This window comes from Acidovorax sp. NO-1 (genome assembly GCF_000238595.1).
In the GTDB taxonomy this organism is placed as follows: domain Bacteria; phylum Pseudomonadota; class Gammaproteobacteria; order Burkholderiales; family Burkholderiaceae_C; genus Acidovorax.
The window spans coordinates 1-15,095 of sequence record NZ_AGTS01000052.1 but is presented as its reverse complement, the minus strand read 5'-3'; the positions used below and the strand labels follow the sequence as shown (position 1 = coordinate 15,095).

The window sequence follows — 15,095 nt, the reverse complement described above, 5'->3', positions numbered from 1 at the left end:
CAGCTGATTAGGTTTTTGTGCGGCTCGGTCGAGCGGTGCTTTTTTTCTCATGGTCTGGTCCCGCCCCGGCGCGTGAAAATATGTAAAAAGCACCATAGCATCAATGTTTTGCACTGACAAGCTGAGGTGCTGCCGAAGCTTTGAGTGAGGTCCGGCTGCACCAAATTGGGGCAATTAATTGTTGCCAATTGCCAACGTGGCGTAACCGAGTGTGTCGAAAGCCTGGGCGCAAAAATGCGCGCGCAACAGGGTTGCGCGCGCTGGCCGGGGGTGAGAATCAGGCGTTGAGCAGGATGCGCAGCATGCGGCGCAGGGGCTCCGCAGCCCCCCACAGCAGCTGGTCGCCAATGGTGAAGGCGCCCACATATTCCGGGCCCATGGCCAGCTTGCGGATGCGGCCCACGGGGATGGTCATGGTGCCAGTCACGGCCACAGGTGTCAGGTCCTTGATGGTGGCTTCGCGCGTGTTGGGCACCACCTTCACCCACTGGTTGTCGGCAGCGATCATGGCTTCGATGTCCGCCACGGGCACATCCTTCTTGAGCTTGAAGGTCAGCGCCTGGCTGTGGCAGCGCATGGCGCCCACGCGCACACAGAAGCCGTCCACCGGGATGGCGGCAGTGCTGAAACCTTCGCCCTGGCCCAGGATCTTGTTGGTTTCGGCCATGCCCTTCCATTCTTCCTTGGACATGCCCCAGCCAGGCTCGTCCTGGCTCTTCCCGATTCCCAGGTCCTTGTCGATCCAGGGGATCAGCGAGCCACCCAGGGGCACGCCGAAGTTGGCGGTTTCCGTGGCGCTCAGGCTGCGCTGCTTGGCGATGACCTTGCGGTCGATTTCCAGGATGGCGCTCTTGGGGTCGTCGAGCAGCGCCTTCACTTCGGCGTTCAGCGTGCCGTACTGCGTGAGCAGCTCGCGCATGTGCTGCGCGCCGCCGCCCGAGGCTGCCTGGTAGGTCTGGGTGCTCATCCACTCCACCAGCCCCGCCTTGTACAACGCACCCACGCCCATCAGCATGCAGCTCACGGTGCAGTTGCCACCGACCCAGTTCTTGCCGCCATTGGCCAGCGCGTCCTTGATGACGGGCATGTTGACGGGGTCCAGGATGATGACTGCGTCCTTTTCCATGCGCAGGGTGGACGCAGCATCGATCCAGTGGCCGTTCCAGCCGGTGGCGCGCAGCTTGGGGAACACTTCGGAGGTGTAGTCGCCACCCTGGGCCGTGATGATGATGTCGCAGCGCTTGAGGGCGTCGATGTTGAACGCGTCCTGCAGGGTCGTTTCGTTCCTGGCCTGCGCAGGGGCCTTGCCGCCTGCATTGGAGGTGGAGAAGAACAATGGCTCGATCAGGTCGAAGTCTTTTTCTTCGACCATGCGGTCCATCAACACCGAGCCGACCATGCCACGCCAGCCGACCAAACCTACCAACTTGCTCATTTCAACGCCCCTTTCAGATTAAGAAACAGTGCCCGACCGAGACTGACTTCTGCCCCGGCTCGTCTAGGCCAGGGAGGGCGCACGACGATACCGGAGCTGGGTCAGCCCTTAATAATGGTCGTGGTTTTGGTGGTGATTGCGCGCGCGGCCACACCAGCCTGGCAGGCGGATGCATGGTTCAGGGCGAACGGCAGGGCGGCAAACATGGACACGGATTGTACGGGATGGACGCTTTCGCCTGGCTTGCAGATGCGCGAGGGGACCCATCGCAGGAGCCGCCTCGGGTGCCAGGCGTAAAGGCAGGCGATCTGCTATCGCAGCGCCTTCACCACCGCATCCCCCATCTGCGCCGTGCCCACCTTGGTGGTGCCTTCGCTGTAGATGTCGGGCGTGCGCAGCCCCTGGGCGAGTACCTTTTGCACGGCCGCTTCGATGCGCTGGGCAGCTTCTTCCTGGTTCAGGCTGAAGCGCAGCATCATTGCGGCGCTCAAGATGGTGGCCAGCGGGTTCGCCACGCCTTTGCCGGCGATGTCGGGCGCGCTGCCGTGGCTGGGTTCGTACAGGCCCTGGTTGCTGCTGTTGAGGCTGGCCGACGGCAGCATGCCGATGGAGCCGGTGAGCATGGAGGCTTCGTCGCTCAGGATGTCGCCAAACATGTTGCCCGTGACCACCACGTCAAACGCCTTGGGGGCCTTCACCAATTGCATGGCCGCGTTGTCCACATACATGTGCTGCAGTTCGACGTCGGGGTATTCCTTGTGCACGTCGGTGACTACGTCCTTCCAGAACTGGAAGGTTTCGAGCACGTTGGCCTTGTCCACGCTGGTGACCTTCTTGCTGCGCTTGCGGGCGGCCTGGAAGGCCACGTGGGCGATGCGTTCGATCTCGGGGCGGCTGTAGCGCATGGTGTCAAACGCTTCCTCGGCGCCGGGGAAGTGGCCGTCAGTGGCCACGCGGCGGCCGCGCGGCTGGCCAAAGTAGATGTCGCCCGTCAGCTCGCGGATGATGAGGATATCGAGGCCCGCGATCAGCTCGGGCTTGAGGCTCGATGCGCCCACCAGTTGCTCGTAGCAGATGGCGGGGCGGAAGTTGGCGAACAGGCCCAGGTTCTTGCGCAGGCCCAGGATGGCCTGCTCGGGACGCAGGGGACGGTCGAGCTTGTCGTACTTCCAGTCGCCCACGGCGCCGAACAGGATGGCGTCGGCTTCCTTGGCGAGCTTGAGTGTTGCTTCGGGCAGCGGGTGGCCGTGGGCCTCGTACGCGGCACCGCCAACCAGGGCGGACTCCATCTCGAATGGGAGGTCCAGCGCCTTGAGAACCTTGACGGCCTCGGCCACGATTTCGGTACCGATGCCGTCACCCGGCAGAACTGCGATCTTCATTGTTGTTTGCTCTGTTTTTGATAGCTGTCAGCGATTGATATACCTGCGCTGAAGGCCATTTTTGCTTGAAATCTGGCTCAGGACACCATCGAATGTGCCAGCCACGGCTTGGTGGCCAGGCGCTGGGCTTCAAAAGCCTTGATCTTGTCGGACTGGCGCAGGGTCAGGCCGATGTCGTCAAAGCCGTTGAGCAGGCAGTATTTGCGGAATGCCTGCACCTCGAACGGGATCTCTTCGCCCTGAGGGCGCACGATGATCTGACGCTCCAGGTCGATGGTGAGCTGGTAGCCGGGGAAAGCGTGCACTTCATCAAACAGCTGGGCCACCGTGGCCTCGGGCAGCACGATGGGCAGCAGGCCGTTCTTGAAGCAGTTGTTGAAGAAGATGTCGGCAAAACTCGGCGCGATCACGGCGCGAAAGCCGTACTGGTCCAGCGCCCAGGGGGCGTGTTCGCGGCTGGAGCCGCAGCCAAAATTCTTGCGCGCCAGCAGGATGGAGGCGCCTGCATAGCGCGGCTGGTTCAGCACGAAGTCGGGGTTGGGCTTGCGGCTGGCCGGGTCCTGGCCCGGCTCGCCGTGGTCCAGGTAGCGCCATTCGTCAAACAGGTTCACGCCGAAGCCGGTCTTCTTGATCGACTTTAGAAACTGCTTGGGGATGATCGCGTCGGTGTCGACGTTCTCGCGGTCCATCGGGGCCACAAGGCCCTGGAGCTTGGTGAATTTCTGCATGACGTTCTTTGTTACTTGGCGGCGCGCTCAAGCGCGCCTCCGGCCCGTTGAACGTCCTGGCCCACGCCCTTGACGGTGTTGCAGCCGGCCAGCACGAAAGCGGCGGACAGGGCGATGAGGGTGGCAATCTTCTTCATGGCGGTCTCCTTCAGGCGAATTGGCGAATGTCCACAAAATGACCGTGCACGGCGGCGGCTGCTGCCATGGCGGGGCTGACGAGATGGGTGCGGCCACCAGCGCCCTGGCGGCCTTCAAAATTGCGGTTGGAGGTAGAGGCGCAGCGCTCGCCGGGCTCCAGGCGGTCGGCGTTCATGGCCAGGCACATGCTGCAGCCGGGTTCGCGCCACTCAAAACCTGCAGCCACAAAAATCTTGTCCAGGCCTTCCCGCTCGGCCTGTTCCTTGACGAGGCCCGAGCCCGGCACCACCATGGCCAGCTTCACGTTGCTGGCCACCTTGCGGCCCAGGTTCTTGACCACAGCGGCGGCTTCGCGCATGTCTTCGATGCGGCTGTTGGTGCAGCTGCCGATGAACACCTTGTCGATGGTGATGTCGTTGATTGCCTTGCCGGGCGCAAGACCCATGTAGGTCAACGCGCGCTCGATGGCGCCGCGCTTGTTGGCGTCTTTTTCCTTGTCGGGGTCGGGCACGCGGGCGTCCACGCCCAGCACCATCTCGGGGCTGGTGCCCCAGGTGACCTGCGGCACGATCTCGGAGGCGTCGAGCTTGACCACGGTGTCGAACTTGGCATCGGGGTCGGAGTGCAGCGTCTTCCAGTAGGCCACGGCCTGGTCCCATTCCACGCCCGTGGGCGACAGGGGGCGGCCTTTGACATATTCAATGGTCTTGTCGTCCACCGCCACCAGGCCCGCGCGCGCGCCGCCTTCGATGGCCATGTTGCACACGGTCATGCGGCCTTCCATGCTCATCGCGCGGAAGACGGAGCCCGCAAATTCGATGGTGTAGCCCGTGCCGCCGGCCGTGCCGATCTTGCCGATGATGGCCAGCACCACGTCCTTGGGCGTCACGCCCTTGGCGAGCGTGCCGTCCACCTGCACCAGCATGTTCTTGGCTTTCTTGGCCAGCAGGGTCTGCGTGGCCATCACATGCTCGACCTCGGAGGTGCCGATGCCGTGGGCCAGCGCGCCGAAAGCGCCGTGGGTGGATGTGTGCGAGTCGCCGCACACCACGGTCATGCCCGGAAGCGTGGCGCCGTTTTCAGGGCCGATCACGTGCACGATGCCCTGGCGCTTGTGCATGAAGGGGAAGAACGCAGCGGGCGAGATCTGCGCCATGTTGTCGTTCAGCGTGGTGATCTGCTCTTTGCTGATCGGGTCGGTGATGCCGTCGTAGCCGTTTTCCCAGCCCGTGGTGGGCGTGTTGTGGTCGGCGGTGGCCACGATGGAGCTCATGCGCCAGACCTTGCGGCCCGCCTCGCGCAGGCCTTCAAACGCCTGGGGGCTGGTCACCTCGTGCACCAGATGCCGGTCGATGTAGAGGATGGACGTGCCGTCCTCTTCGGTGTGGACGACATGCTCGTCCCAGATCTTGTCGTACAGCGTGCGTCCCATGGCGTGGCTTTCTTTCTGCTTTTCAGGTGGGTGATTGGATTTTAGTGTCGGGGTCTGGCCGGGGTGACAGGTGTTCCACCAGCAGCCGCGCCGTGACGGGCAGGGCGTCGAAGTCGCGGGCCACCACGCGCAGCTCGCGGTGGGCCCAGGCGTCGGTCAGCGCTATGGCCTGCAGGTTGCCCACGCCACGCATCAGCGCAAACGCCCGGTCGGGCAGCAGGCCCACGCCCAGGCCGTTGTCGATCATGCGGCACATGGCATCGAGCCCCGTGACCTGGATGCGCTGGCGCAGCGGGCGCCCTGCGGCAGCAGCAGCGGCGCGCATGGCCAGGCTGATGCTGCTGTTGGCGTGCAGGCCCACGATGTCCCAGTCCAGCACTTCTTCAAAATTGATAGCTGTTAGCGCAGACAGGGCGTGCGCCCGGGGCACTACAAGCACCAGATTGTCGGCGCGGTAGGGGCGGCTTTGCAGCGGCAGGGCGCCCCCGCCGCTCGCCATGCCCACGTTGCAGATGCCCAGGTCGGCGGCGCCCTCCTGCACGGCATGCAGCACGTCGCTGGAGAGGTGCTCCTGCAGGTCGATCTTGATCTGGCTGTGTTCGCGCGCAAAGGCGCCCAGGTCTTCGGGCAGAAACTGAAAGATGGCCGAGATGTTGGCGTGCATGCGCACATGGCCGCGCACGCCGTCGGCATATTCGCTGAGCTCGCCCTGCATGCGCTCCAGCCCAAACAGCACGGTGCGCGCGTGGTGCAGCAGGCTCTCGCCCGCGGGGGTGAGCGTCACGCCCCGGCTGTGGCGGTACAGCAGCTGCGTGTCCACGGCCGCTTCCAGGTCAGACAGGCGCTTGCTGACGGCCGATGCGGCAATGAACTCACGCTCGGCCGCGCGCCCAATGCTGCCGAGCTCGCACACCGCTACAAACAGTTGTAGCGAGGTCAGGTCGATGCGGCGCGCAAAGCTGCGCTCGGAGCTTTTCATGGATGGGGTGGGTCTTCTTGTTTCACGAAGACTTTGTATTTTCCACCCATTTATTCGATGTTGTCGTCGCTGAATGCGATGGCAATCATCGTGCATGGGGGCAGTTGATTAAAAAAGTGAGCTGCCTGCGCTTGATTAAAAAGGGTTTCAGGTACTTTTCATGCTGAAAACCAATAAATACAAGCGCAAACAGCTCCTTTTTTTGAAGCAGCAGGCTGGCTTGGCTACGCAGCCAGAGTGCTGCCGTGTTCCGGCACCGCGGCCCGCCAGCGCAGTTCGTGCTCGATCCGCTGGCGCAGCATGTCGGCGGCACCCATTTCGCCATGCACCACATACACCTGGTCGGGTGCGTGGCCCATGCTGCGCAGCCAGGCGATGAGCTGGTTGCCGTCGGCATGGGCGGATGCGGACGACAGCCGCACCACCTCGGCCCGCACGGCAACGTTCTGGCTGTGGATGCGGATGGTCTTTTCTCCATCGGCCAGACGCGCCCCGCGTGTGCCGGGCGCCTGGTGGCCGGTCAGGATGATCATGTTGCGGTGGTCACCCGCATGCAGTGCCAGGTGGTGCAGCACGCGGCCGCCGGTGGCCATGCCGCTGGCCGACAGAATGACCATGGGGCCGTGCAGTTTGGCCAGGCCCTTGGATTGCTCGGTGGTCTGGACCATGGTGGCCCCGCGCTCCAGGGCGTGGACTTCACGGCTGCTCAAACGGTGTTCCTGCATGTGGTGCTGGAACAGGCCGGTGGTGCTGACGGCCATGGGGCTGTCCAGAAACACCTTGAGCGATGCGGGCACCACACCCTGCGCCTTGAGCAGACCAATGGCATGCAGCACGACCTGCGCGCGCCCCACGGCGAACACCGGTACCACGGCAATGCCGCCGCGCGCTGCCAGGCGCTGAAGGGCGGGGCCCAGTTCGTCGAGCAGGCCTTCGGGCGGGTGCTCGCGGTCGCCATAGGTGGATTCGATGAGCACCGTGTCGGCCTGGGGCGGCGCATCGGGAGGGTTCATGAGCAGGTCATCGGGCCGGCCCAGGTCGCCCGAGAACAGAATGCGCCGCCCGCCCACCTCCAGCAGCACGCTGGCGGCGCCCAGAATGTGGCCAGCGGGCGAGAAGGTCACACGCCAGCCGGGCAGGGGTTCGAACGCCTTGTGAAATGGGTGAATCTGGAACTGTTTGAGGCAGTGCAGCGCATCCAGCCGGGTGTAGAGCGGCAGGGCCGGGCTGTGGCTGCTGAGCTTGTGGCGATTGAGAAAGGCCGCGTCTTCTTCTTGCAGGTGCCCGCTGTCGGGCAGCAGGATGGTGCAGAGGTCGCGCGTGCCCGGCGTGCAGTGGATGGCGCGGGTGTAGCCGTCACGCACCAGCAGAGGCAGGTAGCCGCTGTGGTCCAGGTGGGCGTGGGTGAGCACCACGGCGTCGATCTGGTGCGGCGTGACGGGCAGCGGCTGCCAGTTACGCAGGCGCAGTTGCTTGTAGCCCTGGAACAGGCCGCAATCAACCAGCATGCTCTTGCCGTTGTGGCGCACCAGGTATTTGGAGCCGGTGACGGTGCCGGAGCCACCCAGAAAGGTGATGTTGACGTCCATGTGCCAATGCTCCGGTTGTTCGATGATGGGTTTCATCGTACTGCGCCGGGCGGCGAAAGCCTGCGGCCACTGGTTATTTCTTGCCTTGCATCAAGAAAAAACCGCCTGGGGCGCAAGGCCGCAGGCGGTGATCGCGGTATTGCCGGTCCCGGTCAGCTGAAGAAATTCTTCAGCCGGTCCGTCCAGCTCTCGCCGCTGGGTGAATGGCGCGCGCCGCCCTTCTTGAGGGAATCTTCGAGCTCGCGCAGCAGTTTGCGCTGGTGCTCGGTCAGCTTCACGGGTGTCTCGACTGCAATGTGGCAGTACAGGTCGCCCGGGTAGCTGGCGCGCACGCCCTTGATGCCTTTGCCGCGCAGGCGGAACTGCTTGCCGGCCTGGGTGCCTTCGGGGATGTCGATGGCGGCCTTGCCTTGCAGCGTGGGCACTTCGATCTCGCCGCCCAGCGCCGCTGTGATGAAGCTCACCGGCACCTGGCAGTGCAGGTCGTCACCGTCGCGCTCGAAGATGTCGTGCTTCTTCAGGCGGATCTCGATGTACAGGTCGCCCGGTGGGCCGCCATTCGTGCCCGGCTCGCCGTTGCCGGTGGAGCGGATGCGCATGCCGTCGTCGATGCCCGCAGGGATCTTCACTTCCAGCGTCTTTTGCTTCTTGAGCTTGCCCTGGCCATGGCAGGTGGTGCAGGGCTCGGGAATGATCTTGCCCGTGCCCCGGCAGTGCGGGCAGGTCTGCTGCACGCTGAAGAAGCCCTGGCGCATCTGCACCGTGCCTGCACCCTGGCAGGTGCCGCAGGTCTTGGCGCTGGTGCCGGGTTTGGCGCCGCTGCCGTGGCAGGTGTCGCAGCTCTCCCACGAGGGGATGCGGATCTGCGCATCCTTGCCGCGCGCGGCTTCCTCCAGGGTGATCTCCATGGCGTAGCTGAGGTCGCTGCCCCGGTACACCTGACGCCCACCTGCACCGCGCCGCCCACCTTGCTGGCCGAACATGTCGCCAAAGATGTCGCCGAAAGCCTCGGCAAATCCGCCAAAACCTTCTGCGCCCGGGCCCCGGGGCCGCGCATGTTGGGGTCCACGCCCGCGTGGCCATACTGGTCGTACGCCGCCCGCTTTTGCGGGTCGGAGAGCATCTCATAGGCCTCCTTGGCCTCCTTGAATTTCTCTTCGGCAGGCTTGGCCGCGTCCCCCTGATTGCGGTCAGGGTGGTGCTTCATCGCCAGCTTGCGATAAGCCTTCTTGATCTCTTCATCCGAGGCGTTCTTGGGAACGCCCAGGATTTCGTAAAAGTCTCGTTTGGACATAGTGATTCAGAACCCGGTTGGAACAGGAACGCCGCGCAGCTCCCTCAAGAGCATTGCGCGGCGGCTCGGGTCAACGGGGGCTCGCTCAGCCCTTCTTGACTTCCTTGACTTCGGCGTCGACGACGTTGTCGTCGTCAGCAGGCTTGGCCGAAGACGCGGACGCCGAGGCGCCTGCGTCGGCAGCACCAGCAGCCTGGGCCGCTTGCGCTGCCTGGGAGTCTGCATACATCTTCTCGCCCAGCTTCTGGCTGGCAGCCATCAGCGCGGTCGTCTTCTCGTCAATCGCGGCCTTGTCTTCGCCTTTCAGAACGTCTTCCAGCGCCTTCACGGCAGCGGTGATCGCGTCTTTTTCGCCCGCGTCGAGCTTGTCGCCGTGTTCGGCCAGGCTCTTGTTCACGCTGTGCACGGCGGCTTCGCCCTGGTTGCGGGCCTGCACCAGCTCAAGCTTCTTCTTGTCGTCGGCGGCGTTGAGCTCGGCGTCCTTCACCATCTGCTGAATCTCTTCTTCCGACAGGCCCGAGTTGGCCTTGATGGTGATCTTGTTTTCCTTGCCCGTGCCCTTGTCCTTGGCGCCTACGTGCAGGATGCCGTTGGCGTCGATGTCGAACGACACTTCGATCTGTGGCACGCCGCGCGCTGCAGGTGGGATGCCCTCGAGATTGAACTCGCCCAGGAGCTTGTTGCCCGATGCCATTTCACGTTCACCCTGGTAGACCTTGATGGTCACGGCAGGCTGGTTGTCATCGGCCGTCGAGTAGGTTTGTGCGAACTTGGTCGGGATGGTCGTGTTCTTCTGGATCATCTTGGTCATCACGCCACCCAGGGTTTCAATGCCCAGCGACAGCGGAGTCACGTCCAGCAGCAGCACGTCCTTGCGGTCACCCGACAGCACCTGGCCCTGAATGGCGGCGCCCACGGCCACGGCTTCATCGGGGTTCACATCCTTGCGGGGGTCCTTGCCGAAGAATTCCTTGACCTTCTCCTGCACCTTGGGCATGCGGGTCATGCCGCCCACCAGGATCACGTCATGGATGTCGGACACCGACACGCCAGCGTCCTTGATGGCCATGCGGCAAGGAGCGATGGTGCGTTCAATCAGTTCTTCCACCAGGGCTTCGAGCTTGGAACGCGTGAGCTTGATGTTCAGGTGCTTGGGGCCCGATGCATCGGCCGTTACGTAAGGCAGGTTGATGTCGGTCGAGGCCGAGTTCGACAGTTCGATCTTGGCCTTTTCGGCCGCTTCCTTCAGGCGCTGCAAGGCCAGAACGTCGTTCTTGAGGTTGACGCCCGATTCCTTCTTGAACTCGTCAATGATGTAGTCGATGATGCGCTGGTCGAAGTCTTCGCCGCCCAGGAACGTATCGCCGTTGGTGGACAGCACTTCAAACTGCTTTTCGCCGTCCACGTCGGCGATTTCGATGATCGACACGTCGAACGTGCCGCCGCCCAGGTCATATACGGCGATCTTGCGGTCGCCCTTTTCCTGCTTGTCCAGGCCAAAGGCCAGGGCTGCTGCGGTGGGTTCGTTGATGATGCGCTTGACGTCCAGGCCCGCAATGCGGCCGGCGTCCTTGGTGGCCTGGCGCTGTGCGTCGTTGAAGTACGCGGGCACGGTGATGACGGCTTCCGTCACGGGCTCGCCCAGGTAGTCTTCGGCGGTCTTCTTCATCTTGCGCAGGATGTCGGCAGACACCTGCTGGGCCGACAGCTTGTTGCCGCGCACTTCGATCCAGGCGTCGCCGTTGTCGGCGGCCACGATCTTGTAGGGCATCAGGTCGATGTCCTTTTGCACTTCTTTTTCGGTGAACTTGCGGCCGATCAGGCGCTTGACGGCGTACAGCGTGTTCTTGGGGTTGGTCACGGCCTGGCGCTTGGCCGAGGCACCGACGAGGATCTCGCCGTCTTCCTGGTAGGCCACGATGGAGGGCGTGGTGCGCGCGCCTTCGCTGTTTTCAATCACGCGGGTCGTGTTGCCCTCCATGATGGAGACGCAGCTGTTGGTCGTACCCAGGTCAATGCCGATGATTTTTCCCATGATTATTCTCCGAATGCTTGAATGGTTTGGATGGCTAGTAACTTGTGGATAACCTGCAGGGGTTCAAGTCGTCCGTGCTGATTTATTTGAGGTTTTCTTACTTGGGAGCCGCGACGGTCACCAGTGCCGGGCGCAGCACGCGGTCAGCAATCACATAACCCTTTTGCAGCACGGCCACGACGGTGTTGGCTTCCTGCTCGGCGGGCACCACGCTGATGGCCTGGTGCTGGTGGGGGTCGAACTTGGCTCCGGCCTCTGGATTGATGGCCAGCACCTTGTTGCGCTCCAGAGCCGATGTCAGCTGCCGCAAAGTGGCGTCCGAACCCTCGCGCAATTGCTGGGCGGTGGCCTCCTTGATGGCCAGGGCTGCATCCAGGCTGTCGCAGACCGGCAGCATGCTCTCTGCAAAGCTTTCGATACCGAACTTGCGTGCCTTGGAGACTTCGTCCTCTGCACGGCGGCGGGCGTTTTCGGCCTCCGCCTTGGCGCGCAGGAACTGGTCGGCCAGATCGGCGCTTTTGGCCTTGAGCTCGGCCAGCTCGCCCTGCAGACGCGCCAGCTCATCGGATGTGTGGGCAGCCATGGCGGCCTCGACTTCTTCGGGGGCAGGGTTGTTCTGGGACGCGGTGGTTTGGCTGTTATCTGACATGTCTTGATCTGTAAGAGGTGAATGAATCAGTCGACGCGCAAGCAGTACGCGCGGCATCTGGGGATGCCCCGCCTTAAATCAAGGCCTGCGCCAGGGATATGTCGTGGCTGGCCGTACGGTTAGGAGCATCCAGGTGTAGGGCATGTCGGCCCGCCATCCTGATTTGCAAGAGCCGAACGAGTGTATCGCCCGGTTTTCCGGGTTCGTAGCGCTGCAAAGCCTTCGGTCTCGCCAAGCCCTGCGTGGATTGGCGCAGCGCGGAGTGTACAAGCGGCAGCGGCCGGGCTATAATCGCAGGCTTTCCCTTGCCACACCACTTCTGGACGCGGTGGGTGGTCTTGCCCAAAAGGAGTCTGCATGCGTCATTACGAAATCATTTTGTTGATCCATCCGGATCAAAGCGAACAAGTTCCAGCCATGCTGGAGCGCTACAAGGGCATGATCACCGCTGGCGGTGGCAAGGTGCACCGTGTGGAAGACTGGGGCCGCCGTCAACTGGCGTACCTGATCAACAAGCTGGCCAAGGCCCACTACCTGTGCGTGAACATCGAAGCCGACCAGGCCGTGATGGCTGAACTGGAGCACGCCTTCAAGTTCAACGACGCCGTGCTGCGCCACCTCACCGTTCAAAAGAAGAAGGCCGATACGGGTCCATCTTCCATGATGAAGACCGTTGAGCGCGAAGAAGCCCGCAAGGCCAGCCAGGCTGAATACGCAGCTGCCGGCGGCGAACGCCAGGACCGTGGCGAGCGCGCCGAGCGCTGATCCATCCTCGTTGGAGTGGAGAACCGCGTCGTCTTGACCGCTTGTATCGCAGAGGCTGAACCCCTGCGCTACACACCCGCCGGATTACCTGCCCTTTCGCTGCGCCTCGAACACGAATCCCGGCAAAACGAAGCAGGCCACCCCCGCGAAGTCAAGGCCGCCATGAAGGCCATTGCTTTTGGAGCGATGGCCGAGCGACTGGCACGGCAGAACATTGGAAGTCTCTGGACTTTTGAGGGATTTCTGGCCAACCCGCGCAATGGCAAGACCGCAGTGCTGCACATCCAGGATATTCAACAAAATTAATTTTCAAGGGGTCCGCAATGGCCACGTTCAAGAAGTTCAACAAAGACAAGCGCCCAAAGCGCAACACCCAGTCCCTGCTGTTCAAGCGCAAGCGCTTTTGCCGCTTCACGGTGACCGGTGTTGAAGAAATCGACTACAAGGATGTCGACACGCTGCGCGATTTCATCGCCGAAAACGGCAAGATCATCCCCGCACGCCTGACCGGCACGCGCGCCATCTTCCAGCGTCAGCTGAACACCGCCATCAAGCGCGCACGCTTCCTGGCCCTGGTGCCTTACAGCGACCAGCACAAGATCTAAGGAGCACAACCCATGCAAATCATCCTGCTCGACAAGGTTGTGAACCTCGGCAACCTCGGTGAAATCGTCAAGGTCAAGGACGGCTACGCCCGCAACTTCCTGATCCCTTCGGGCCGCGCCCGTCGCGCCACCGAAGCCAACAAGGCTGAGTTCGAAGCCAAGCGCGTCGAACTCGAAAAGGCGGCGGCTGCCAAGCTGGCAGAAGCCCAGGCCCAAGGCGAAAAGCTGGCCGGCACCACCGTCAAGCTGACGCAAAAGGCTGGCGTCGATGGCCGTCTGTTTGGTTCCGTGACCAACCACGACATCGCCGAAGAGCTGAACAAGCAAGGCTACAAGGTTGCCAAGTCGCAAGTTCGCCTGCCCAACGGCCCCATCAAGGTCGTGAGCGAAAGCACCGTGTCGGTGGCCCTGCACACCGACGTGGTGGTGGACGTGACCGTGTCGGTCTACGGCGAAACCGCCTGAGATTCACTTCGGTGTTTCACGCAAAGCCGCCTTCGGGCGGCTTTTGTTTTTGTGCTGCACTGGTTTGTACACGCTTGCCCACCGGTTGCCCCAACCTTATCCACAGACTTGTGCCATGACGGCGCGCCGCACGGGCGCTAGCATGCCGGGTTAGCTCCGAGGATTCCCATGTCTGCCGTTTTCCCCCCGCTTGACGATGGCTTCACGCCCGTGCCGGACCGTGAAATTGCCCAGCTGCGTGTGCCACCGCACTCCATCGAGGCCGAATCCAGCGTGCTGGGCGGCCTGCTGCTGGACAACAACGCCTGGGACCGTGTGGGCGACCTGCTGGTGGAGAGCCATTTCTACCGCCATGAACACCAGATGATCTACACGGCCATCGGCGCGCTTATCAACGCCAGCAAGCCGGCCGATGTGATCACCGTGTTCGAGCACCTGCAAAACCAGGGCAAGGCGCAGGAGATGGGCGGGCTGACCTATCTGAACAACCTGGCGCAGTACGTGCCCAGCGCCAGCAACATCCGGCGCTATGCCGAGATCGTGCGCGAGCGCGCCATCCTGCGCAAACTGGTCACGGCCAGCGACGAGATTTCCACCAACGCCTTCAACCCGCAGGGCAAGACGGTGGAACGCATCCTGGACGAGGCCGAAGCCAGGATCTTTGCCATCGGTGAGGAGGGCTCGCGCACCAAGCAAGGCTTCCAGTCGCTCGACACCCTGGTGATCGACCTGCTCGACCGCGTGCAGGAGATGGCGGACAACCCCGTGGACGTCACTGGCGTACCCACCGGCTTTGCCGATCTCGACCGGATGACCAGTGGCCTGCAGGCCGGTGACATGGTGGTGCTGGCGGCGCGCCCGTCCATGGGCAAGACCTCGTTTGCCGTGAACATCGCCGAGCACGTGGCCCTCAACGAAGGTCTGCCGGTCGCCATCTTCTCGATGGAAATGGGCGCCGCACAGCTGGCGGTGCGTATCGTGGGCTCGATTGGCCGGGTGAATCAGGGCAACCTGCGCACCGGCAAGCTCACCGACGACGAATGGCCACGCCTGACCGAAGCCATCGAAAAGCTGCGCACCGTGTCGCTGCACATCGACGAAACCCCGGGCCTCACACCGAGCGAACTGCGCGCCAACGCGCGGCGCCTGGCGCGCCAGTGCGGCAAGCTGGGCCTGATCGTGGTGGACTACCTGCAGCTCATGAGCGGCTCAGGCTCATCGGGCTCGGACAACCGGGCCACGGAGCTGGGGGAAATTTCCCGGGGCCTCAAGATGCTGGCCAAGGAGCTGCAGTGCCCGGTGATCGCGCTGTCGCAGCTCAACCGCTCGGTGGAGCAGCGCACTGACAAGCGTCCCATGATGTCCGACCTGCGCGAATCCGGCGCCATCGAGCAGGATGCGGACATCATCATGTTCATCTACCGCGACGACTACTACAACAAGGACTCCAAGGAGCCCAACGTGGCCGAGGTCATCATCGGCAAGCAGCGGAACGGACCCACCGGCACGATCAAGCTGTTCTTCCAGAAAAACCAGACACGGTTCGAGAACCTGGCGATGGGGTCGGGTGACGATTTTTAAGCATAGCCGCTAGCGCTT

General features: G+C 63.0%; 15 protein-coding genes and 1 pseudogene. 6 read left to right on the top strand and 10 right to left on the bottom strand.

What is annotated here, in order from left to right:
- Window positions 1-277: 277 nt before the first annotated feature.
- The 7 genes from asd to KYG_RS05815 all read right to left on the bottom strand — a co-directional run bounded on the left by asd (window position 278) and on the right by KYG_RS05815 (window position 7,683).
- On the bottom strand, window positions 278-1,435 hold the full coding sequence (gene asd, locus KYG_RS05845; protein WP_008903925.1) for an aspartate-semialdehyde dehydrogenase: 1,158 nt from the start codon (window positions 1,433-1,435) through the stop codon (window positions 278-280).
- Window positions 1,436-1,746: 311 nt separating this feature from the next.
- Window positions 1,747-2,817, bottom strand: a complete 1,071-nt coding sequence (gene leuB, locus KYG_RS05840; RefSeq protein WP_008903923.1) for a 3-isopropylmalate dehydrogenase — start codon at window positions 2,815-2,817, stop codon at window positions 1,747-1,749.
- A 77-nt stretch (window positions 2,818-2,894) separates the two neighbouring features.
- Window positions 2,895-3,545, bottom strand: coding sequence for a 3-isopropylmalate dehydratase small subunit (gene leuD, locus KYG_RS05835; protein WP_008903922.1), 651 nt, complete (start codon window positions 3,543-3,545; stop codon window positions 2,895-2,897).
- Between the two features lie 11 nt (window positions 3,546-3,556).
- Window positions 3,557-3,682, bottom strand: a complete 126-nt coding sequence (locus KYG_RS05830) for an entericidin A/B family lipoprotein (protein WP_008903921.1) — start codon at window positions 3,680-3,682, stop codon at window positions 3,557-3,559.
- An 11-nt stretch (window positions 3,683-3,693) separates the two neighbouring features.
- Complete coding sequence (gene leuC / locus KYG_RS05825; RefSeq protein ID WP_008903920.1) at window positions 3,694-5,115, bottom strand: 3-isopropylmalate dehydratase large subunit; 1,422 nt, start codon at window positions 5,113-5,115, stop codon at window positions 3,694-3,696.
- A 22-nt stretch (window positions 5,116-5,137) separates the two neighbouring features.
- Window positions 5,138-6,094 (bottom strand): LysR family transcriptional regulator, encoded by a 957-nt coding sequence (locus tag KYG_RS05820; protein WP_008903919.1) that lies wholly within the window; start codon window positions 6,092-6,094, stop codon window positions 5,138-5,140.
- 224 nt (window positions 6,095-6,318) lie between these two features.
- Window positions 6,319-7,683 carry an MBL fold metallo-hydrolase gene (locus tag KYG_RS05815; protein ID WP_008903918.1) on the bottom strand — a complete coding sequence of 455 codons (1,365 nt, stop codon included), beginning with the start codon at window positions 7,681-7,683 and terminating at the stop codon, window positions 6,319-6,321.
- Between the two features lie 25 nt (window positions 7,684-7,708).
- On the opposite strand from KYG_RS05815, the gene KYG_RS25335 reads away from it, so the two are divergent.
- Window positions 7,709-7,843 carry a hypothetical protein gene (locus tag KYG_RS25335; RefSeq protein ID WP_255344416.1) on the top strand — a complete coding sequence of 45 codons (135 nt, stop codon included), beginning with the start codon at window positions 7,709-7,711 and terminating at the stop codon, window positions 7,841-7,843.
- Here the strand turns inward: KYG_RS25335 and dnaJ are convergent.
- The 3 genes and pseudogenes from dnaJ to grpE all read right to left on the bottom strand — a co-directional run bounded on the left by dnaJ (window position 7,836) and on the right by grpE (window position 11,661).
- A pseudogene (dnaJ, locus tag KYG_RS05810) lies at window positions 7,836-8,977 on the bottom strand (molecular chaperone DnaJ). The gene KYG_RS25335 and the pseudogene dnaJ sit on opposite strands and share 8 nt — an antisense overlap.
- Before the next feature lie 85 nt (window positions 8,978-9,062).
- Window positions 9,063-11,012, bottom strand: a complete 1,950-nt coding sequence (gene dnaK, locus KYG_RS05805; RefSeq protein ID WP_008903916.1) for a molecular chaperone DnaK — start codon at window positions 11,010-11,012, stop codon at window positions 9,063-9,065.
- 97 nt (window positions 11,013-11,109) lie between these two features.
- Entirely contained in the window at window positions 11,110-11,661 is a 552-nt protein-coding gene (gene grpE / locus KYG_RS05800; protein ID WP_008903914.1) for a nucleotide exchange factor GrpE, read from the bottom strand.
- A 357-nt stretch (window positions 11,662-12,018) separates the two neighbouring features.
- Between grpE and rpsF the strand changes: the two genes are divergently transcribed.
- From rpsF to dnaB, 5 genes are all read left to right on the top strand, one after another.
- Window positions 12,019-12,426, top strand: a complete 408-nt coding sequence (gene rpsF / locus KYG_RS05790) for a 30S ribosomal protein S6 (RefSeq protein ID WP_008903912.1) — start codon at window positions 12,019-12,021, stop codon at window positions 12,424-12,426.
- A 15-nt stretch (window positions 12,427-12,441) separates the two neighbouring features.
- Window positions 12,442-12,732, top strand: coding sequence for a primosomal replication protein N (priB, locus tag KYG_RS05785; RefSeq protein ID WP_034693348.1), 291 nt, complete (start codon window positions 12,442-12,444; stop codon window positions 12,730-12,732).
- Window positions 12,733-12,749: 17 nt separating this feature from the next.
- A complete protein-coding gene (rpsR, locus tag KYG_RS05780; protein WP_005795932.1) occupies window positions 12,750-13,031 on the top strand; it encodes a 30S ribosomal protein S18 in 282 nt (93 codons plus the stop codon).
- 12 nt (window positions 13,032-13,043) lie between these two features.
- The gene (gene rplI / locus KYG_RS05775; RefSeq protein ID WP_008903910.1) at window positions 13,044-13,496 is read left to right on the top strand and encodes a 50S ribosomal protein L9; all 453 of its coding nucleotides are present in this window, start codon (window positions 13,044-13,046) and stop codon (window positions 13,494-13,496) included.
- Between the two features lie 168 nt (window positions 13,497-13,664).
- Window positions 13,665-15,077, top strand: coding sequence for a replicative DNA helicase (gene dnaB / locus KYG_RS05770; protein ID WP_008903909.1), 1,413 nt, complete (start codon window positions 13,665-13,667; stop codon window positions 15,075-15,077).
- Window positions 15,078-15,095: the final 18 nt, after the last annotated feature.

What these genes read in the sequence shown, in the direction of transcription:
- dnaB (WP_008903909.1), top strand. Translation starts at nt 13,665, where the DNA reads ATGTCTGCCGTTTTCCCCCCGCTTGACGATGGCTTCACGCCCGTGCCG.
- KYG_RS05830 (WP_008903921.1), bottom strand. Translation starts at nt 3,682, where the DNA reads ATGAAGAAGATTGCCACCCTCATCGCCCTGTCCGCCGCTTTCGTGCTG.
- dnaK (WP_008903916.1), bottom strand. Translation starts at nt 11,012, where the DNA reads ATGGGAAAAATCATCGGCATTGACCTGGGTACGACCAACAGCTGCGTC.
- leuB (WP_008903923.1), bottom strand. Translation starts at nt 2,817, where the DNA reads ATGAAGATCGCAGTTCTGCCGGGTGACGGCATCGGTACCGAAATCGTG.
- grpE (WP_008903914.1), bottom strand. Translation starts at nt 11,661, where the DNA reads ATGTCAGATAACAGCCAAACCACCGCGTCCCAGAACAACCCTGCCCCC.
- leuC (WP_008903920.1), bottom strand. Translation starts at nt 5,115, where the DNA reads ATGGGACGCACGCTGTACGACAAGATCTGGGACGAGCATGTCGTCCAC.
- rpsF (WP_008903912.1), top strand. Translation starts at nt 12,019, where the DNA reads ATGCGTCATTACGAAATCATTTTGTTGATCCATCCGGATCAAAGCGAA.
- KYG_RS25335 (WP_255344416.1), top strand. Translation starts at nt 7,709, where the DNA reads ATGGGTTTCATCGTACTGCGCCGGGCGGCGAAAGCCTGCGGCCACTGG.
- asd (WP_008903925.1), bottom strand. Translation starts at nt 1,435, where the DNA reads ATGAGCAAGTTGGTAGGTTTGGTCGGCTGGCGTGGCATGGTCGGCTCG.
- KYG_RS05815 (WP_008903918.1), bottom strand. Translation starts at nt 7,683, where the DNA reads ATGGACGTCAACATCACCTTTCTGGGTGGCTCCGGCACCGTCACCGGC.
- leuD (WP_008903922.1), bottom strand. Translation starts at nt 3,545, where the DNA reads ATGCAGAAATTCACCAAGCTCCAGGGCCTTGTGGCCCCGATGGACCGC.
- rplI (WP_008903910.1), top strand. Translation starts at nt 13,044, where the DNA reads ATGCAAATCATCCTGCTCGACAAGGTTGTGAACCTCGGCAACCTCGGT.
- KYG_RS05820 (WP_008903919.1), bottom strand. Translation starts at nt 6,094, where the DNA reads ATGAAAAGCTCCGAGCGCAGCTTTGCGCGCCGCATCGACCTGACCTCG.
- rpsR (WP_005795932.1), top strand. Translation starts at nt 12,750, where the DNA reads ATGGCCACGTTCAAGAAGTTCAACAAAGACAAGCGCCCAAAGCGCAAC.